21 protein-coding genes are annotated in these 20,092 nt (G+C 49.6%); 4 read left to right on the forward strand and 17 right to left on the reverse strand.

The genetic code is table 11. The annotated features are described in order from the left end of the window. Positions 1-5: 5 nt before the first annotated feature. The 7 genes from KNP03_RS00970 to KNP03_RS01000 all read right to left on the reverse strand — a co-directional run bounded on the left by KNP03_RS00970 (position 6) and on the right by KNP03_RS01000 (position 7,432). Positions 6-1,769, reverse strand: coding sequence for an ABC transporter ATP-binding protein (locus tag KNP03_RS00970; protein ID WP_214826144.1), 1,764 nt, complete (start codon positions 1,767-1,769; stop codon positions 6-8). Then, positions 1,759-3,513, reverse strand: a complete 1,755-nt coding sequence (locus KNP03_RS00975; RefSeq protein WP_214826142.1) for an ABC transporter transmembrane domain-containing protein — start codon at positions 3,511-3,513, stop codon at positions 1,759-1,761. Before KNP03_RS00975 ends, KNP03_RS00970 begins: the two co-directional genes overlap by 11 nt. 117 nt (positions 3,514-3,630) lie before the next feature. Continuing rightward, a complete protein-coding gene (locus tag KNP03_RS00980) occupies positions 3,631-3,861 on the reverse strand; it encodes a YneF family protein (RefSeq protein WP_214823978.1) in 231 nt (76 codons plus the stop codon). Positions 3,862-3,993: 132 nt separating this feature from the next. After that, positions 3,994-5,985 (reverse strand): transketolase, encoded by a 1,992-nt coding sequence (gene tkt, locus KNP03_RS00985; RefSeq protein WP_214823980.1) that lies wholly within the window; start codon positions 5,983-5,985, stop codon positions 3,994-3,996. Positions 5,986-6,185: 200 nt separating this feature from the next. Beyond that, positions 6,186-6,419, reverse strand: a complete 234-nt coding sequence (locus KNP03_RS00990) for a DUF896 domain-containing protein (RefSeq protein ID WP_214823982.1) — start codon at positions 6,417-6,419, stop codon at positions 6,186-6,188. 60 nt (positions 6,420-6,479) lie between these two features. Further along, the gene (locus tag KNP03_RS00995) at positions 6,480-7,124 is read right to left on the reverse strand and encodes a YneB family resolvase-like protein (protein WP_214823983.1); all 645 of its coding nucleotides are present in this window, start codon (positions 7,122-7,124) and stop codon (positions 6,480-6,482) included. A gap of 71 nt (positions 7,125-7,195) precedes the next feature. Continuing rightward, positions 7,196-7,432: a hypothetical protein gene (locus tag KNP03_RS01000; protein ID WP_214823985.1), complete on the reverse strand. Its 237-nt coding sequence runs from the start codon at positions 7,430-7,432 to the stop codon at positions 7,196-7,198. A gap of 203 nt (positions 7,433-7,635) precedes the next feature. Between KNP03_RS01000 and lexA the strand changes: the two genes are divergently transcribed. Both lexA and KNP03_RS01010 read left to right on the forward strand, forming a co-directional pair. Then, positions 7,636-8,256: a transcriptional repressor LexA gene (lexA, locus tag KNP03_RS01005; protein WP_214823987.1), complete on the forward strand. Its 621-nt coding sequence runs from the start codon at positions 7,636-7,638 to the stop codon at positions 8,254-8,256. Further along, positions 8,256-8,696, forward strand: a complete 441-nt coding sequence (locus KNP03_RS01010) for a metal-binding protein (protein WP_214823989.1) — start codon at positions 8,256-8,258, stop codon at positions 8,694-8,696. Before lexA ends, KNP03_RS01010 begins: the two co-directional genes overlap by 1 nt. A 163-nt stretch (positions 8,697-8,859) precedes the next feature. Here the strand turns inward: KNP03_RS01010 and glnA are convergent, their stop codons facing one another. From glnA to hflX, 4 genes are all read right to left on the reverse strand, one after another. After that, positions 8,860-10,200 carry a type I glutamate--ammonia ligase gene (gene glnA / locus KNP03_RS01015; protein ID WP_214823991.1) on the reverse strand — a complete coding sequence of 447 codons (1,341 nt, stop codon included), beginning with the start codon at positions 10,198-10,200 and terminating at the stop codon, positions 8,860-8,862. A 48-nt stretch (positions 10,201-10,248) separates the two neighbouring features. After that, a complete protein-coding gene (locus KNP03_RS01020) occupies positions 10,249-10,653 on the reverse strand; it encodes a MerR family transcriptional regulator (RefSeq protein ID WP_214823993.1) in 405 nt (134 codons plus the stop codon). 92 nt (positions 10,654-10,745) lie between these two features. After that, complete coding sequence (locus KNP03_RS01025) at positions 10,746-12,044, reverse strand: methionine gamma-lyase family protein (RefSeq protein WP_214823995.1); 1,299 nt, start codon at positions 12,042-12,044, stop codon at positions 10,746-10,748. A 2-nt stretch (positions 12,045-12,046) separates the two neighbouring features. After that, on the reverse strand, positions 12,047-13,294 hold the full coding sequence (gene hflX / locus KNP03_RS01030) for a GTPase HflX (protein WP_214823998.1): 1,248 nt from the start codon (positions 13,292-13,294) through the stop codon (positions 12,047-12,049). 101 nt (positions 13,295-13,395) lie between these two features. Between hflX and KNP03_RS01035 the strand changes: the two genes are divergently transcribed. Continuing rightward, a complete protein-coding gene (locus KNP03_RS01035; RefSeq protein ID WP_214823999.1) occupies positions 13,396-14,400 on the forward strand; it encodes a tyrosine-type recombinase/integrase in 1,005 nt (334 codons plus the stop codon). A 24-nt stretch (positions 14,401-14,424) separates the two neighbouring features. On the opposite strand, the gene KNP03_RS01040 is transcribed toward KNP03_RS01035, so the two are convergent. From KNP03_RS01040 to KNP03_RS01055, 4 genes are all read right to left on the reverse strand, one after another. Beyond that, positions 14,425-14,766, reverse strand: coding sequence for a hypothetical protein (locus KNP03_RS01040; protein WP_214824000.1), 342 nt, complete (start codon positions 14,764-14,766; stop codon positions 14,425-14,427). After that, positions 14,763-15,155, reverse strand: coding sequence for a transposase (locus KNP03_RS01045; protein ID WP_240544400.1), 393 nt, complete (start codon positions 15,153-15,155; stop codon positions 14,763-14,765). The genes KNP03_RS01040 and KNP03_RS01045 overlap by 4 nt, the downstream gene beginning before the upstream one ends. Beyond that, positions 15,130-15,687 carry a GNAT family N-acetyltransferase gene (locus KNP03_RS01050; protein ID WP_214824001.1) on the reverse strand — a complete coding sequence of 186 codons (558 nt, stop codon included), beginning with the start codon at positions 15,685-15,687 and terminating at the stop codon, positions 15,130-15,132. Before KNP03_RS01050 ends, KNP03_RS01045 begins: the two co-directional genes overlap by 26 nt. A gap of 214 nt (positions 15,688-15,901) precedes the next feature. Further along, complete coding sequence (locus KNP03_RS01055) at positions 15,902-16,708, reverse strand: hypothetical protein (RefSeq protein ID WP_214824002.1); 807 nt, start codon at positions 16,706-16,708, stop codon at positions 15,902-15,904. Positions 16,709-16,796: 88 nt separating this feature from the next. On the opposite strand from KNP03_RS01055, the gene KNP03_RS01060 reads away from it, so the two are divergent. Next, positions 16,797-17,345, forward strand: a complete 549-nt coding sequence (locus tag KNP03_RS01060) for a DUF4256 domain-containing protein (RefSeq protein WP_338082695.1) — start codon at positions 16,797-16,799, stop codon at positions 17,343-17,345. A gap of 377 nt (positions 17,346-17,722) precedes the next feature. On the opposite strand, the gene KNP03_RS01065 is transcribed toward KNP03_RS01060, so the two are convergent. Together KNP03_RS01065 and tdh are read right to left on the reverse strand one after the other, a co-directional pair. After that, on the reverse strand, positions 17,723-18,904 hold the full coding sequence (locus KNP03_RS01065; protein WP_214824005.1) for a glycine C-acetyltransferase: 1,182 nt from the start codon (positions 18,902-18,904) through the stop codon (positions 17,723-17,725). Between the two features lie 14 nt (positions 18,905-18,918). Continuing rightward, on the reverse strand, positions 18,919-19,995 hold the full coding sequence (gene tdh, locus KNP03_RS01070; protein WP_214824008.1) for an L-threonine 3-dehydrogenase: 1,077 nt from the start codon (positions 19,993-19,995) through the stop codon (positions 18,919-18,921). Between the last annotated feature and the right edge of the window lie 97 nt (positions 19,996-20,092).

Consider the following 20,092-nt stretch of genomic DNA (forward strand, 5'->3'; position numbering starts at 1 on the left):
GTAATTTATGACATTAGACGTTGACCTGACTGCAATTCGTACATTTTTTTATACAAACCGTCTTGCTTCAATAGTTCCTGATGGTTCCCGCGTTCGACAATCTCTCCACGATGTAACACGAGAATCATGTCTGCATCCTGGATCGTCGACAGTCGGTGGGCGATGGCAATCGTCGTCCGTCCTCTTCGCATCCGCTCGAGCGCGACTTGCACCTGTTCTTCTGTCTCGGTATCAATCGAGCTTGTCGCCTCATCTAAGATGAGAACTTTCGGGTCACGGGCGACGGTTCTCGCAAAAGCAAGCAGTTGCCGCTCGCCACTCGAGAATGTCGCCCCACGCTCGCCGATTACGTGTCCATACCCGGCATCCAATTTTTCGATGAATGTGTGCGCCTGGACGAACTCAGCAGCCTCACGTACACGTTCTGAGTCGACATCAGGATTGAACAGCTTCAAGTTCTCTTCGATCGACCCGGTGAACAGGAACGGGTCCTGCAAGACGAGACCGACCTTACTTCGTAATTCTTTTTCTTCGAACTGTTCAAGCGGTTGGCCGTCGATCGTGATTTGGCCTTGCTGGTACGGATAAAAACGGGTCAGTAAGTTGATGATTGAACTTTTCCCACTCCCGGTGTGCCCGACGAGCGCGACCGTCTCCCCCGGTTTGGCGACGAAGGAGATGTTTTTCAATACATCTACTTCCCCGTCATAGCTGAACGTCACGTCCTCAAAACGTACTTCCCCGGACGTGATGTCTGCTTCGCCGGGAAGGCTCTTCCCTGGCGCCGGCTCGTCCGTATCCAATATTTTAAATACCCGGTCGGCCGATACGACCGCCTGCTGAAACTCACTCAACCGTTGCATGATATCGAGGACCGGTCGGAAGATTCGTTCGATATAACTGATGAATGCGTAGACGACCCCGACTTGTACTTGCTCATTCATCGACAGGACGCCGTAATAGCCGAGTAAGCCGATGATGGAGAAAGCGAGCAATAGCTCGATGATCGGACGAAGCAGCATGCTATCGAGCTTCAAGTTACGGAAACGGGCTTCCTGATGCGCTTCATTCGTCTCTTCAAACTGCCGAATCAATCGCTCTTCTTGACGGAACTGTTGGATGATCCCCATCCCGTTGATGGATTCGTTCAATTGCGCATTCAGTTGTGATAACAAATCACGTACTTGTGCAAAGTATTTTGTCGAGAAACGACGATACGTCCAAATAATGAGCCAAAATAACGGCACAAGGACGAGCCCCATCGTCGCGAGTGTCGGTTCCAGGATGAACAGGAAGATATACGTTCCGACCAACTGGACCGCTGACTGCACGAAAGTACTCATGACCCCGACATACAGTTCTTTGACCGCTTCCGTATCGTTTGTGATACGTGAGACGAGCACGCCTGCCGGTGTCCGGTCAAAATAAGCGAGACGCATCCCCATCACATGCCGGAAAATGTCCATCCGGATGTTTTGGACGATGTTCAGCGCAATCTTTTGGAACGAGATCGATTGTAAGTAATCGAACAGCACCGCCGATAGGTGAAGCACCATATAGACGACGAAAAGTGCGACGACCCAGTTCGTCGGATACGTCGCCGGCGTGACGAACTCGTCAATGAACACTTTGATCAGAAACGGTCCGGCAAGTTTCGCCCCCGTGGCAAGCAGTAGAAAAATAAATGCCAAACTGAGCGGTTGTCGATAGTGTTTGGCATAGCCGAGCAATCGTTTGATGACCGCCCACTCGTTCACATCATGTTTCATCATGCCCACCCCCTTCGACAATCGCTTCGAGCTGTTGTCGGTCATATGTTTCTTTATACCAACCGCCGTCTTCGATCAACTGTTCATGCGTCCCGCGTTGGATGATCCGCCCATCTTCGAGAACGAGGATCTCATCCGCGTGCTCGACCGCCGAGAGGCGATGCGCTACGATGACACGGGCCTGTTCCGGATTCCCTACCCGGAAATGGTCAATGATTGCTTCCTCCGTCTTCGCATCGACAGCAGATAACGCATCATCCAGGATGAGGATGTCCGCCTCGGTCATCAAGGCACGGGCAATCGAGACCCGTTGTTTTTGACCGCCGGATAGTGTGACACCACGCTCTCCGACGAGCGTCGCATAACCTTCCGGGAGTCGCATGATGTCTTCGTGAACCTCTGCGATTTTGGCAGCTTCCATGACTTCTTCCATCGTCGCTTCCGGACGTCCGAAAGCGATGTTGTCCGCAATCGACTCAGAGAACAGGAAATGGTCCTGCGGGACGACGGCGATTTTCTCGAGCAACAAGGACTTTTTCACTTGTCGGATGTTCTTGCCACCGATTTTGATTTTTCCTTTCGAGACATCGTATTCCCTTGTCAACAGGCGTACGACCGTCGTTTTCCCGGCCCCGGTACGACCGACGATTCCAATCGTTTTCCCGCGTTCGATCCGAAAGTGGATGTCTTCTAGCACGGTCGACTGTTCATAGGAGAAGGAATCGACTTCCACTTCAACTTCCGAGTGCGGAATGGTCGTCGCGGCCATCTGATCATCCTGAATTTCCGGTTTGACCGCGAGCATCCGCTCAATCCGATCGTATGAGGCGCGTCCCCGCTCGACAATATTGAACAACCAGCCGAAAGCGAGCATCGGCCAGGTGAGTAATGCCAGATAGGCCGTAAAGCTGACAATCTGTCCAATCGTCAGTTCTCCAAGTTCGATCAAATAAGCCCCGTATCCGACCGCAAGAATATAAGATAGTCCGACAATCCCAAAAATCGTCGGGTCATACAAAGAATCGATTTTGGCGACGCGTACGTTTTTGGCCATGACCTCGTTCGAAAGATCCTCGAACGACTCGACATCATGGTCGATTTCGCCAGCCGATTTCAAGACCCGAATGCCACTGACACTCTCCTGTACTTTGTCATTCAATTCTGAAAACGCTGCTTGGGCGACCCCAAAACGGCTATGTAACATCTTTCCGTAACGCGTCGTCAACGCGACCATGACCGGTAAAGGAAGGAGCGCGACGACGGTCAGCTTCCAACTGATCGTCGTGACCATCGTGATGATGACGAACGTCCCCATCGTCAAACTGTCCACGAGTGTCAAAATTCCGGCGCCGGCTGTCATCGACACCGCCTGGACATCATTCGTCGCATGGGCCATCAAGTCCCCGACCCGTGACCTTTTATAAAATCGTTGGTCCAAATCCGTGAAATGGCGATACAATCGACTTCTCAACATGCGCCCTAATCGGATGGACGCCCCAAAAATAAAATACCGCCAAAAGAAACGGGCGATATAATTGGCAATCCCGACTGCGGCAAGTCCCCCTAGAAAGAGCCACAAGACGTTCGAGGTGATGGTCCCCTGATTCATCTCGTCGACGATCCGACCGATGATGCGTGGAGGGATCAATTCCAGACCCGCAACGAAAACGAGTAAGACGACCCCGATCGCATACGTCTTCCACTCCAGACGGAAGAACCAGGATAGTTGTTTAAAAACTTGAATGTGAAACGCCCCCTTCGTATCTCTATAAAGTTATTTCTTAATCGTAGCGAAAGTCTGTTCGATTGTCTAACAGAAAAAAGCACCTCGACGGTGTCGAAGTGCTTTCATGATTCAAAATTATTTCTTTTCGTTCTTCATTTGCACGTTCATGGCGCGCATTACTTGGTTGACTTTCTTCTGTGACGGCTTTTGACCCATCTGCATCATCAACGTACGAATCATGTCTTCATTGATTGGCGGGTTCTGTTCAAGGTAGTTCATCATGTATTTACGCGCGACGAAGAATCCGATCGCGATACCCCCGATGAGTGCTGCCACTACAATAAGAATCCAGAATAATGTACTCAAGGTTTTACCTCCTCTACCATATGAAACATCGTTTTTTACTATACACTAAAATAGTTGAAATCGCTAGTCGTCATGAAAAAAAGTGACAGCCAAGAATGCACTCGGCTGTCACAAATCGATTATTTTCTTCAATTAGAGAGATTTTACAGCCTCAACGACGTTTTCAACCGTCATGCCGTACTCTTTCATGAGGAGATCCCCAGGTGCAGATGCGCCGAACTTGTCGATACCGAGTACTTTTCCGCCGAATCCAACGTATTTGTACCAGCCGAGTGTCGCGCCTGCTTCGAGGGCTACACGCTTCGTGATCGATGCTGGAAGGACAGACTCCTTGTATTCAGCAGACTGAGCTTCGAAGAGTTCCCATGATGGCATCGATACGACCGCTGCCTTCACGCCTTCAGAAGCCAACTGTTCGCGTGCTTCGACGAGAACGTGTACTTCAGAACCCGTACCGAGCAAGAGGACGTCCGCATCTTTCGAATCACCCGCGACGACGTATCCGCCTTTCGCAGCATTTTCGACAGATGTTCCTTCAAGTTCAGGCAATGCTTGACGTGTCAAGACGAGAAGTGAAGGTTTCGATGTTGATGTGACCGCTTGTTTCCATGCCGCAATCGTTTCTTTTCCGTCTGCCGGACGAAGAACAGAAAGGTTTGGCATCGCGCGGAAGCTCATCAAGTGTTCGACCGGTTCATGCGTTGGACCATCTTCACCGACCGCGATTGAATCGTGCGTCAAGATGAATGTTGATGGAAGACCCATGAGCGCCGCAAGACGGACTGCCGGACGAAGGTAGTCTGAGAAGACGAAGAATGTCGCACCGTAAGGCACAACGCCTCCGTGAAGCGCCATACCGTTCACAGCGGCTGCCATTGCGAATTCACGGACACCGAACCAGATGTTACGGCCCGCTGGATCTTCGTCGAAATCCGCTGCGCCTTTGATCATCGAGTTGTTCGATCCTGCAAGGTCAGCTGAACCACCGAAGAGTGTCGGTACAGCTTTTGCGATCGCGTTCAAGACTTCACCGCTTGTTTGACGTGTCGCTTTTTTCGAACCGACTTCAAATGTTGGCAATTCACTGTCCCAACCTTCAGGAAGTTCGTTGTTCATTGCACGTTCGAACTGAGCGCCAAGCTCAGGATGCGCTTCTTTATAAGCTGCAACGAGTTCGTTCCAATTTGACTCATGCTGAGCACCTGCCTCAACAACCTTCTCCTTGAACAAGTCGTATACTTCAGTCGGTACGTAGAACGATTCGCCTTCCCACTTGTAGAACTGTTTCGTCAATTCGATTTCAGCGTCACCGAGTGGCGCACCGTGTGAAGCCGATTTACCAGATTTGTTCGGAGAACCGAATCCGATGACAGTCTTCACTTCGATCAATGTCGGCTTCGACGTTTCAGCTTTCGCTGCTTCAATCGCTTTACCGATCGAATCGATGTCCGTTCCATCTTCGACTCGGATGACTTGCCAACCGTACGCGTTGAAACGGTCTTCTACGCTTTCAGAGAACGATTTGTGAAGGTCGCCATCGAGCGAGATGTCGTTTGAATCGTAAAGGACGACGAGTTTGCCGAGCTTCAAGTGACCTGCGAGCGAAGCCGCCTCTGCAGAGACACCTTCCATCAAGTCTCCATCCCCACAAATCCCGAACGTATAGTGGTCAACGACGTTAAACTCATCGCGGTTGTATGTCGCTTCCAAGTGTTTTTCTGCCATGGCCATCCCGACAGCCATTGCAATCCCTTGTCCAAGTGGACCTGTCGTTGCGTCGACACCAGCCGTATGACCATACTCAGGGTGACCCGGAGTTTTCGAATCCATTTGGCGGAACGATTTGAGGTCATCCATCGACACATCGTATCCAGACAAGTGAAGAAGTGAATACAAGAGCATCGAACCGTGTCCCGCTGAAAGGACGAACCGGTCACGGTTGAACCAGTTCGGGTTTTTCGGGTTATGACGCATTTGATCTGTCCAAAGCGTGAATGCCATCGGTGCCGCACCCATCGGCATACCCGGGTGACCAGAGTTCGCTTTTTGGACCGCATCGATTGAGAGCGTCCGGATCGTGTTAATCGCTAATAATTCTTTAGTAGTTGTTTCCACTAATTTCATCCTCTCTGTTGTTAAGAAAGTTTTCTACCCGTCATATTTTATCACACTCATTCGTGTGTCACAACCAATTAATTAGTATAACACATTTGTCACAATCATTTCTTCACATTCGCTGTTTTTTTATGTAATTCGTTTCCCTGTTCAAAGTTCGCGTATAACAAACATGCACATCCTATACGAAATAGGATGTGCATTGAAAATTACTCGCCGCGATGGCGCTTCTGTTCTTCTTTTAGCTTTTCCGGTGTGACGTCGTTCCCTTCAGGATCGACGACTTTCATTCCCATCATCTGTGATTTGAATGACTGACGGAACGCTTTCAAATATTGTTGACGCAACTCTTGTTGCTCATTCATCTCTTCTTGAGACAGTCCATCTGTCTTCGCTTTGTTGGCGAGGAAATTGATTCGCTCCAATTGCTCAGGTGCTAGCATCAGACTCGCCCCCTCTCTACTTAATTTGTCCTTTAACTTTACAAAATAAGGAGAGGAGAATCAAGTTTCAGATACCGACATGTGCTCGAGGTAACGCCGGTTGACTGTCGCCTTCGAGACTTCGTAGCCAAATCCCCGGAGCGTCGCGGCAATCTCCGCGAACGTGAGCCCCCGTTCCCGCAACTGTACGATTTCTTCGATCGGCACTTCGATTCGATGCCGGCCACCCTGATCCTGATGCTGGATATTGCGCTGAGGGTCGAACCCGTTGGCGACCGCACGCCGCATGCCTCGGGAAATTTTCGCGTTGTGGATTTTACGCTGGTATTCCTCGACGACACTCACGATCTCGAGCACCATCTTCTCCGCATCGGAAACGACGTACTCGTCCGTTGACTGCAATGTAAGCAACCTGACCTCATGTTTCATCAAGGTGTGCAGGATCGCGATTTTCGCATTCCCGCGACCCAGGCGGCTATCATCGGTCACGAGCACGGCATCCAGTTCTGAAGCAGAGACGTGTTCAAGCAGGTCAAGCAACCCTTGTCGATTCACCTCATACCCACTCTCTTGCTCTGTGATGACATCAATCACTTCCGCGTTCAATCGGGCTGCCATCTGACGTAATTCCTCGACCTGACGACTGAGTGATGTCTCCTGGGTGGACTTGTTCGTCGAAACCCGACAATAAATGACGACTCGCATCGCATCACTCCCTTTCTTTCCATTCATTCCATACGATACACAGGAAAATGGGACGTCGCAATCCTAAACGATCACTCCGCAGCGAACCATTTCGTCTTCCGTTCGTTATGTGCTTCCCGTTCGGCCAAAATTTTTTCTTCGAGTGATTCCGCTTCGACGAGAGCCACCTCTTCTTCGATCGTACGCTCTGACACCACGACCGGTGCCACCGTCTCCTGTCCCCCGCGCATCTCACCAGCCATATAAAAAGCGAACATCCCGAGCAAGAGCATCCCGACTAAAATGATTCCGTTAAGTGTATCCTTCATGATTGCATGTCCTCCTGTACTAGAATATATGTTCGTTAGAACGTTTGTTCGTTTATCTGTTCTCATCATAAAACAAGAACCTTTGTTCGGTCAAGATAAAAAAACGAACGAATGTTTGTACGCTCATGTGTTCTTGTGTTACACTGAATGCATAAAGAATAGGATGCGTTCGCAGGTTATTCGATATTATCGAGGTGAAACTAATGAAAAAAATGTCAGCGCGACAACAACAGATTCTTGACTTCATCAAAGACGAGGTTCGGGCTAAAGGGTATCCCCCTTCTGTACGGGAAATCGGAGAAGCCGTCGGGCTTGCTTCAAGCTCGACTGTACACGGGCATTTGGACCGTCTAGAAAAACGCGGTTTGATCCGCCGGGACAAGACGAAACCTCGTGCGATTGAGATTTTGACTGAGGATATGCCGATGATCGAAGAGCATGAATCGGTCATGTATGTTCCTGTCATCGGGAAAGTCACGGCCGGGACACCCATCACGGCGATTGAAAACGTGGAAGAGCATTTCCCGCTTCCCGCACATATGGTCGGTTCAGATAATGTATACATGCTGTCGGTATCTGGAGATTCGATGATCAACGCCGGAATTTTGGACGGGGACCGCGTCCTCGTGCGTCAACAAAATACGGCAGACAATGGAGAGATTGTCGTCGCCATGACCGATGAAGGCGAGGCAACCGTGAAGCGCATTTATAAAGAGGCTTCAAAAGTCCGCCTCCAACCGGAGAACGACGAGCTCGAGGCGATGTATTTTGATAACGTCTCGATCTTAGGAAAGGTCATCGGTGTATACCGGACGATTCACTAATGGCTAGTGGCAAGACCCATACCCGTACGAATCTCGTGGCAATCGGTGCTCTTGCGGTTGCCACGCCTTTTATTGATGTGGCCGTTCCATTCACCGTCGTGTTGGGCGCCCTCATCGGCACGCTCTGGCTCTCCCCGGACCTCGACTTGAAATCGGACGCTTTTTATCGATGGGGTCCATTGAAATGGATTTGGTTGCCTTACGTAAAACTCATGCCGCACCGCTCCCTGTTTTCGCATCTACCCGGGCTGAGCGATGTCATCCGCGTCGCCTACATCGGATTCCCGATCACGCTTCTCACGTCATTGACGGAGTATGAGGCGAACGCCCGGTCCTGGGTCGACACGAACGGCATGTCTTTCTTCTTCGGACTCGTCATCGCAACGACGCTCCATACGGCATTGGATTATACGTCAACGTTCTTCAAACGGGCGTTTTAATAAAATGAGTGACCAAAAACCCTTTTCTTACGAGAAAAGGGTTTTTATTCATTCATAGCGTTTTACACACACGCCCTATTTCAGGCAAAAAGAACCCTGAATGAGCAACCGAAATCGCCATTCAGGGTTCTTTGGTTAAGGAGAAGGAACTCCTTACTCTTTCTTAGTAGAGCGTCATGTACTGATCGCGTTCCCACTCTGTTACTTGCATACGGAACATATCCCACTCGATTTCTTTCAACTCGAGGAAGTGTTCGCCGATATGCTCACCGAGTGAGTCCATGACAACCTTGTCCGCACGGAGTACTTCGAGTGCGTCGAAGAGTGTCGCCGGAAGATCGTCGATCCCGTTCGCAACACGTTCTGGCTTGTCCATCACGTAGATGTTGCTGTCGATTGGTTTTGGAGCGTTCAAGTCCTTATCGATTCCGTCTAAGCCAGAAGCTAAGAGTGCAGCGAGTGCGAGGTACGGGTTCGCTGACGGGTCAACTGAACGTACTTCGATACGAGTCGAGAGACCACGAGCCGCCGGTACACGGACGAGTGGTGAACGGTTGCGCGCGCTCCATGCAACGTAGCAAGGCGCTTCGTAACCAGGTACGAGACGTTTGTATGAGTTGACAGTCGGGTTACATACCGCTGTGAACGCACGAGCGTGCTCCAAGATACCCGCTGTGAACGCGCGAGCTGTGTCAGAAAGTTCCATGTCGCCGTTTGGATCGTAGAAGACGTTTGTGTCCCCTTTGAAGAGTGACATGTTCGCGTGCATTCCTGAACCGTTCACACCGAAGAGTGGTTTCGGCATGAATGTCGCGTGAAGACCGTATTTCGCAGCGATCGTCTTGACGACGAGCTTGAACGTTTGGATGTTATCCGCAGTTGTGACTGCGTCTGCATATTTGAAGTCGATTTCGTGTTGTCCTGGTGCAACTTCGTGGTGTGATGCTTCGATTTCGAAGCCCATGTTTTCAAGTTCGATGACGATTTCTTTACGGCAGTTCTCACCGAGGTCAACCGGTGCCAAGTCGAAGTATCCACCTTGGTCGTTGAGTTCGAGTGTCGGTTTGCCTTTTTCATCTTTCTTGAACAAGAAGAATTCCGGCTCTGGTCCAACGTTGAACGCTGTGAAACCAAGCTTTTGCATCTTCTCGAGGTTGCGTTTCAAGATACCACGCGGGTCACCGCTGAACGGCGTGCCGTCCGGGTTATAAATATCACAAATTAAGCGAGCGACTTTACCGCTGCCGTCTGTCCACGGGAAGACAACCCATGTGTTGAGGTCTGGATATAAGTACATGTCTGATTCTTCGATGCGAACGAATCCTTCGATTGACGATCCGTCAAACATCATTTTGTTATCAAGTGCTTTGTCCAATTGGCTGATCGGCACCTCGACGTTTTTGATTGTTCCGAGGATGTCCGTGAATTGAAGACGGATAAAGCGTACGTCTTCCTCTTGTGCGATGCGTTTAATGTCTTCTTTTGTGAACGTTTTTCTGGCCATGGTAAATGTCCCCTCTCACATTGAGTAATGGTTGATGTGTGGCTGGCGTTATCGATAAAAACGTGAAAGCTCGCCTTGAATGAGCGACGTCTTATTGAAACGACCAGCTTCTTGAAGCTGTGTCTTCAACAAATGATGTAACTCTTTTTCTGAAACCTTTGGTGCTTCATTGACCGGTGCTACCGGAGCAGACGGTTCTGCTTCCTTTTCCCCTTCTTGGTCCAACATATGACGAATTGCCGCTAAATTGAACCCTTGGTCAATGTAGTCCTTGATTGCGAGTAGACGTTCGACATCATTAAAGGAATAAAGTCGTCGTTTCGATTCCGTCCGACTAGGCGAAATCAGACCCTGCTCTTCGTAATACCGAATCTGCCTACCTGTCAGCTGCGTCAGATCTTGGACGATTCCAATCGGAAACAACGGGTTGGAGCGACGAAATTGATCGGCCATCCTTACCCCTCCTTTTCTGTCTCACAATGTGAGAATAATATATGACAACAATTCTGTCAATAGATGTTAAGAAACTTAACATGACAGATCGGTTACAAATTGGATGTGTGATTTGTCCGCTCAAAATCAACAAGCTGCTTTGAACGTAAATGGCTCAGTGCCAACATCAATGCCACTTTTACATGGGCATACGTCAGACCACCTTGGACATAGGCGGTGAACGGTGCACGGAGCGGTCCATCCGCCGACAATTCGATCGAAGAGCCCTGAATGAACGTTCCTGCCGCCATGATGACGTCATCAACGTATCCTGGCATGTAGGCCGGGACTGGTAACGCATGGGCGTTGACCGGAGAGGCCATCTGGATGCTTTGACAGAACGAGATCATCTTGTCCCGGTCACGGAACGTCACCGATTGAATCAAATCGGTGCGACGTGTCGTATAGTGCGGGTCGGTCTCAAAACCAAGGAGCGACAACAGGCTTGCTGTCAAATGGGCGCCTTTCAGAGCTTGCGCGACCGTATGCGGTGCCATATAGAAGCCTTGATACATCTCTTGAAGGGAATAAAGCGACGGACCGGCCTCACTCCCGATTCCCGGTGTTGTCATCCGGAACGAGCATCGCTCGATCAATTCTTGCTTTCCGGCGATGTATCCGCCTGTCTTCGCCAGACCCCCACCCGGGTTTTTAATGAGGGACCCTGCCATCAAGTCGGCACCGACATGCGTCGGTTCGATCGTCTCGACGAACTCACCATAGCAGTTGTCGACGAACACATAGACGTGCGGATGGGCCGCTTTGATCCGGGCGATCGCCTCACCGATCTCGGCGACCGGGATGCTGCGACGGTTCGCATACCCTTTCGAGCGCTGAATCCCGACGAGTTTCGTCTCAGGACGGATACGGGCGATGACCTGTTCGACATCGATTTCGCGCTCCTCTTTCAACTCGACCGTGTCATAATGGACACCCAGTTCTTTGAGCGAACCGCGTCCGTCCCCACGGATCCCGACGATTTCTTCGAGCGTGTCGTACGGTTTCCCTGTGATATAAAGCAATTCATCTCCCGGCAGCAGCACACCGAACAAGGCGATCCCGATTGCATGCGTCCCCGAGATGATTTGCGGTCGACAGAGGGCGAGCTCGGCACCGAACACGTCCGCGTAGATCGACTCGAGCGTATCGCGCCCGATATCGTCATAACCATAGCCGGTCGTCGGATTAAAATGAAAATCAGAAACTTTATGTTTCTTGAACGACTCCAGCACACGGTACTGATTAAATTCCGCCGTCTCCTCGATCTCCTCGAAGAACGGTTTGACCCGCGCCTCCGCTTCTTTTACGAACGGCGCGAGTTCATCATAATACTCAACCTTTTCTTGCCACATACTTACACCTCAAATTGTTTTAGCGTCGCATATAGACGCGTGTCTTCTCTCATATAACCTTCTAGTTCGACCGATCCGTCGTCAAGGAATTTTTCCTCGAGTCGATACATCGCCTCTTTCGCTGGATGATAATGTTCAAACGACGTCACCGGTAACACGACATGGACTTTCGTCAAGACGTCCGCGATCTTATCCTCGAGCGCCCCGGTCAACTTTTCAATATCCTCCGGGTCGATTGCCGAGATGAGAAGCGGTCCGCCGACGAAGTCATCCGTCAGCCGGTCTTTTTTATTATATACCTCGAGTTGCGGTACCTCACTCGCACCGAGCTCGTCGAGAACATCGTTCGTCGTATCGATTTGGTTCAAATAGTGCGGGTTCGACGCATCGATCACATGAAGGATCAAATCGGCACCGACGACCTCTTCTAAAGTGGAGCGGAAAGCCGCGACGAGTTTCGTCGGCAGATCACGAATGAAGCCGACCGTGTCGGTGATGAGCACTTTTCCACCTCGCGGCAGTTCGAGTTCACGCGTGAGCGGGTCAAGTGTCGCGAACAGCTCGTCCTGTTCATACGTGTCCGCTTCGGTCAGCCGGTTGAAAATCGTCGATTTGCCGGCATTCGTGTATCCGACGAGCGCGACCTGGAACACCCGGTTTTCTTTCCGGCGTTCTCGGTATCGGTTACGGTGCGCGACCGTCCCTTCGAGCTGCATCGTGATCTCGTCGATCCGGCGTTTGATATGACGGCGGTCCGATTCGAGTTTCGTCTCACCCGGACCACGTGTCCCGATTCCTCCGCCTAGACGGGACAACTGGGTTCCTTGTCCGATCAATCGGGGAAGCAAATAATTCATCTGGGCGAGCTCGACTTGAAGCTTCCCTTCCTTCGACTGAGCACGGCCCGCGAAGATGTCGAGGATGAGCTGCGTCCGGTCGATCAACTTCATGTCATCGGGATCGTTCAGCACGATTCGGATGTTCTTCGACTGTGCAGGGGACAGTTCGGCGTTGAAGATCAACAGGTCTGGCTCCAACTGTTCGACGAGCATCGCGAGCTCTTCCATCTTCCCTTTCCCGATGAAGGTACGCCGGTCGATTTGCTGACGCTTTTGGTCGAGACGGGCGATGACCTCACCTTTTGCCGTATCGACGAGTTCGACCAGCTCGCCCATCGACTGTTCGTATGTCCAATCATCGACGTCCGGTAACTGACAACCGACGATGATTACTTTTTCACGTTCTATCATGGTATCCCTCATTCCTTAAAGTCTCACACTCCATCTTACCACGAATCACCGAATGGAGAACGTCCGTTTGTGGTAGGATAAAAGAAGAAGGAGGAACGTCCATGACGAAACGAAGAAAAGACTATCCGCTCCCGGAATTTATCGAGTCCTATTTGTATCATCTTGGGGCGAGCGGTCGACAGCCGTCGACGTTAAAACGCTATCGCTATGACCTGATTGACGTACACAAATATTTTCACGACCATAACGTGGAACTGAATGAACCGACGGACTGGCTGGAAGTCCCGCTCGAGTCGTGGAAGACGTTCATCAATGACTTTTTGATCGAAGAAAAGCATTACCAACAAGCGACCGTCGCCCGGATCGTCACCGTCATCAACAGCTTGACGCATTTTTTGAATCCGCTCCGGAAAAAGATGCTCGCGTATTCCCAACCGGCACATACGCTGACCGTTGACCAGATCGCCCTCGAGCCCGAGTTTGACCGGTTGATTCAAACCATCCGTTCGACACGGGGCTTGAGCGAGAACCAACTTCAGGCGCATCCTTATCTCGTCAACCGGAATGAGCTGATCGTGACACTCTTCTATAAATACGGATTGCGTGTCCATCACATCATTCGTTTGCGAATGAGCGACTTGCATTTGGCGGATCACACCTTTGACGTGTATGACCGGCTCGGGAACCGCTATACATTGAAGTTATCGCAAGAAGACCAAACGCTGTTGATGAACTACCTGGCCGATATCCCGACACCGGTACGCCCGCGCTGGTATTCGGAAGACCCGGTGTTCGTCTCGTTCGACTTCGCCCGGATGACGTTCCGCTGGGTGTATGCGAAGAATCAGCCGAAGCAGCTGACGATCGTCATGATCACAAAGATGATGCGCCAGTTGAACGAGCGAAGCGGACTCGCACGATCCGTCACCCCGTCGATGCTTCGGAACGCACATGTGCTGAAAACGTACGCGACCGACATGACGCCATCCGAGCGCATGAACATCACGTGTATGCATAAAGAATCTTCACTTCGCCGCTATGAGCAGGCGTATGAAGAGTTCGGAACAGAATTGTTCGAGTCAGATGAAAGACCCGCCCTCTCGTGAAGGGCGGGTCTTTCTAGTGTAAACTCAAGAATCTGGAGGAAAATACGAATCCACTTCACTTTCAGTTCCACATGCTACAATGATTTCTCTACTTTCCGGAGTTAAGAAAATCCCCATACGTTGAACAATGAAATCTTCTACCATAGGTTCTATGTGATCGTGTCGACCGATTTCAAACTGGTGAGCCATTCGAATCAATTCTGTTCCAAGACCAATCATTCCGTTCTTACTCAATGTCAACATGACTCTATAATTACCACCTAATACCTCATCGCCTCCATCTAAGATTTTGACGGTACCTACATTATCTTCAGCAATTTCAAATTGATCGTTACAATCATCATTTAAATCAATATAATATCTCATCTATTCTCCTCATCGTTGTCATACGATTTCAATTCGATCAATTCTAAGAATGAGTCCTGTAGCTCGTTCTCTGTATCTTGTGAATCTAGCAGTAATTTAGGTTCGAGTTCACTATCATTCAGCGTGGAACTTCCATCAATGATCCCTAGCATATGAGAGACTGTATCAATCATGGTTTGTTCCATCATCTTTAATAATGTTTCCTTTTCTTCAGGATTAGAGTCTTGATATAACGTAATTGCATTTTTCCAATACGCATCCATGCTTGAATCCACTTCTACTGTTTCATACAAATCTTTATATTCGTCGATTCCTTCTTTTATTACCGTGTCATATATCGCTTTAACGAATTCTTGATTTATTTCAGTCATTATTCCTTCTCCATTCATCTTTCAACAACCCATACACAACATGGTCAACGTAACGGTCATACAGCCATTCGGCGTCCCGAATGACACCTTCCTGTTTGAACCCGAGACGTTCCGGTAATGCTCGACTCTTGACGTTCCCCGGTGCGACCCGGATCTCAATCTTATGTAAGTCAAGTTCGCTGAACCCATAGTCAATCAATACCTCGAGTGATTTCATCATGATGCCTTTTCCTTGAAAGCCTTCCCCGAGCCAGTACCCAATCGTGCCACATTGGATTCCACGATTGATTTCGTTAAATCCAATCGTTCCGGCAAGCACTCCTTTATACATGATAGCGAATGATTTTGGGAATCCACCCGTTTTAATCAATCCTTTGATTCGACCCTCTATGTTCTGCTTCGAGTCTTCTACTGTTTCAATGTAGTCAAGCCAACCGAGCCACTCTCGCAGATAAGGCTTCGAAGCCATCGTCAGTTGAAATAATGCTTCAGCATCGTCTACATTAAACATTCTTAGAGTTATATCATCATTTATGTTGTATTCAAGCATTTTTGATCCATCCTTCTCACTCATCAAAATATGTACCAATCCATATCGACCTTAAGTAATATACGTCTCCTAAACTTTAAAATGTTGATGATGTGGTTACTCTTTTCCGTAAACTATAAAATCAACTCCCAAAATGAGAAACGCTTTCGTTTCAAAAAATCCAAATACCCGGATTATTCGAATCGCTTGATTTGTGATACCTCGAACTACATCGTCATAGCTCCCTATTCGTCTCACTTTCGTATTGAAACACTCCTAAGCCATAGCCACGCTTCAAATCTCCTAAAATGAAAAGTGAAAGAAGGCACGCTTCAGTCTCGATCAAAAATCGAAATCCGTCTAACTCTTCACTTGCCTCAATCATTGTAATCAATTGAAGGAATTCACTTTCAGATACGTTTGAAAGATGACAGGTCATCGTATAGTAATCTGACCACATCCTTTTCCCGTTATGTTCGACATTGTACTCACACTTTGTCCCATCTGCCCATCCCTTGAGGTCAGAGAAAAATCGATTTTTTTGAGAAACGATCTGAAAAGAAGAGACGTCTAGTAATTTTAGTAGTCGGGAGATGAACGCAGGAGATGACTGCACTTTTGGTAACCCAAATTCCCTCCAGTAGCTATCCGACGGTAGTTTATACAGATTTTCTGTTTTTAGAGAATACGAGTCAGGATCATGAAAGTCTCGGCTGTAAGCGCATAAGAAATCAACTGTCGAGATACGCTGGTTTTTAGAATGATTGACACGTTCATGGGTTGAAAAGATTTCACGACGATACGGATCGTATAAGAAGAGAAGACGTTGTCCCACATAAATTCCTAGTGGTAGGGTCAAATCAATGTACCGGATTTGAAGTATTTGTGACTTCGTGACAATCAAATCAAGCTCACAAAAATCTATCACGCGATACAATCCGACAGGCAATTGAAGAAGATAATCACTTTTCAACGTAAACATGTCCATCGTCTGAAATGAATCCATCTTTAGATGCTCGACGTTTATTTCATCGAAGTTCAAATTAGGTTCCCCTTTCTTGTAACGAATAAAGTAAATTGAACTAAGTAATGTCTTATACTGAAAGAAACAAATGATTGGAGTGATTTTCGTGTCGAATCTTTCAAACGAAGAGATTGTTGAGTTATTAAATAAACTTGAGTCTCGCTTTAAAGCGAACGTTGAACGTCATCCTGACATTGTTTGGTCTGATGTATTGGAACGAATTCAAGTTGATCAGGACAAGTTGAATTCACTCACCCTAATGGAACAGACCGGTGGAGAACCAGATGTTATTCGTTTGCCTAACGGAGACCTCGCCTTTTGCGACTGCTCAGTCGAAAGTCCGACCGGTCGACGTAGTCTCTGCTATGATGAGGCAGCTTTAGAGGCACGGAAGAAGAATAAGCCGGTTGGAAGTGCGGTTGACTTGGCAAGTCGTATGGGAATCGAGTTACTTGATGAAGCGACGTACCACCATCTCCAGACGCTCGGTGAGTTCGACTTGAAAACGTCGAGTTGGATTAAAACACCTGAAGCGATTCGTCAAAAAGGTGGCGCCTTGTTTTGCGACCGTCGCTACGACCATGTTTTCATCTATCATAACGGCGCCGACTCGTATTACGCCGCTCGCGGATTCCGCGGCATCGTCACTGTGTAAGAGAGGCTACACGCCTCTCTTTTCTATTCGATTTTTTCATCGGAAGTTCCCGTCGAGCCTCGTCAATCCTCTCAACTGAACCCCCAACCAAAAATACGCTATCAGCCATGGCCAACAAATCAACCGACTATCTGTCGATCGGAATAAACTCAAGATGACACTTATCCCTACAATCGCGATTTCCCGTTAAGGTACGTCAGATAATCGAGATGATTGACCTTCCTCCCATTTCCTCACCACATAGTAAAAACAAACTTTTTTAAATTCGGTATTTGAAATAATGATTGCTGCACAATCTCCTTCGATTCATTCCCTTCACGAGATTATACCATTTTCTTCAAAATAAAAACTGCAGACAATTTGTCTGCAGTCCTCCCTTACGCGTGAAGCGTCACATTCAATTCTTCTGCGACCGACTTGAAGGCGTCAAGCGCGCGTTCGAGGTCCTCACGCGTATGCTCCGCCGTCACGATCGTTCGGATTCGGGCTTTCCCTTTTTCAACTGTCGGGAAGGCGATACTTTGGGCAAAGACCCCTCGCTCTTTCAATTTGTCTGAGAACGTATGCGCGAGTGTCTCTTCGCCGAGCATGACCGGTGTAATCGGCGTCGTCGCCTGGCCGATATCGAAACCGAGCTCACGAAGTCCATTTTTGAAGAACTCGGTGTTCGCCCATAACTTGTCGAACAACTCCTCTTCTTCCTGCATGACGCGGATTGCCTCACGGTTCGCCGCGACGACAGCCGGTGGATGCGATGTCGAGAAGAGGAACGGACGGCCTTTATGGATCAGGAAGTCACGGACGTCTTGCGAGCAAGCGACATAGCCCCCGAGGACACCGATTGCTTTCGAGAGCGTCCCGACCTGTAGGGCGACGCGTCCGTCTAGACCGAAGTGGTTGACCGTTCCGCGACCGTTTTTCCCAAGGACGCCTGATGCGTGGGCATCGTCGACCATGACGGCAGCGTCATACTTCTCCGCGAGTTCAACAATCGCAGGAAGCGGTGCGATGTTCCCGTCCATCGAGAACACACCGTCTGTGACGATGAGGCGTGTGCGATAATCTTGTGTCTCCTGGAGCGCCTTCTCTAAATCTTCAAGGTCGACGTGCTTATAGATGCGGCGCGCCGCTTTCGTGAGACGGATTCCGTCGATGATCGAGGCGTGGTTGAGCGCGTCACTGATGACGACGTCCTCCGGCCCGAGAAGCGCAGACAATACGCCGAGGTTCGTCGCGAATCCGGATTGGAAGACGAGCGACGCTTCCGTATGTTTGAATTCCGCGAGTTCGCGTTCGAATGCTTCATGCATCTCGAACGTCCCGGCGATTGTCCGGACCGATCCCGTCCCCGCACCGTACTGTTCGACCGCTTCTATCGCCGCTTTTTTTAGACGGGGATGGTTCGCGAGACCGAGGTAGTTGTTCGATGACAATTGGACGAGCGGCTTCCCGTCAACCAGGACCTCGTTCCCTTGTGCAGATTCGAGCGGGACGAGCTTTCGGAACGTACCCGCTTCTTTCATCTCATTGACTGCTTCCGTAATATGTTCAAATGCCATATCTATTTCCCCCTTTAAGGTATTAGGACGACTTTTCCACATTTCCCTGCCCGCATGAGTTCAAACCCTTTCTCGAACTCCTCGAGCTTGAAGACGTGCGTGATGAGCGGTTCGACGTTCAACTGCCCCGTCGCGAGCATGGTTGATACTTGCCCCCACGTCTCATACATTTTCCGACCTGTGATGCCTTGGACACGGACGCCCTTGAACACGAGGTCACGTGTCAAGTCGATGGCGACCGGACGGGCCGGGAGTGACAAGACGTTGACGTCCCCGCCTGCCGTGACCATCTTGAACGCCTGGTCGATGGCGACCGGATGTCCACTCATCTCACAGACGACATCGATGCCGTCTCCGCTCGTCTCACGATCAATCAGCTCGAGCGGGTTTTGTTCAAGACTGTTAATGACGACGTCCGCTCCCATCTCTTCAGCGAGCTGGAGGCGATACGGATTGATATCGATCGCATAGACGCGACTTGCCCCGGCTGCTTTCGCGACACCGACCGCCATGAGTCCGATTGGTCCACAACCGACAATCGCGACCGACTTCGCCGACACATCACTCGCGAGTACCGTATGGACGGCGTTACCGAGTGGCTCCTGGATCGAGGCGAGCTTCGCCGGCATCGTCTCCGGGTTCACCCACAGGTTTTCTTCCGGCATGACAACGTACTCTGCAAAACAGCCTTGCGTGTCGACGCCGATGATCTTCGTGTTCTTGCAGATGTGATATTGTCCGCGCAAACATTGTTTACATTGGTGACAGACGATATGCGTCTCCGCAGAAACGGTTTGTCCGATCTGGATGCGCTTCGTCCCTTCACCGAGTGCCACGACCTCCCCCGAGAATTCGTGTCCGAAGACATATGGCGGTTTGACGCGGCTCTGTGACCATTCATCCCATTCGTAAATATGGACATCGGTGCCACAAATCGATGTCGCTTTCACTTGAATGAGTACTTCCCCAGGACCCGGAGTCGGTACCGGTACTTCTACCAACTTTGCTCCAAATCCAGCCGTGTGTTTTTGAATCGCTTTCATTACAGGTGTCGATGTTTCCTTCTCTGTGGTTGACACTAACTGCTCCATTGAAAACGTCCCCCTCTTGTCTCATGTTATCGAACTTCACGTTCTCTATCATCTTGTCATAAAATGACGAAACTGAGAAGATACTACGACAGAATTC

The organism is Exiguobacterium algae (assembly GCF_018617875.1).
Taxonomy (GTDB): domain Bacteria; phylum Bacillota; class Bacilli; order Exiguobacteriales; family Exiguobacteriaceae; genus Exiguobacterium; species Exiguobacterium algae.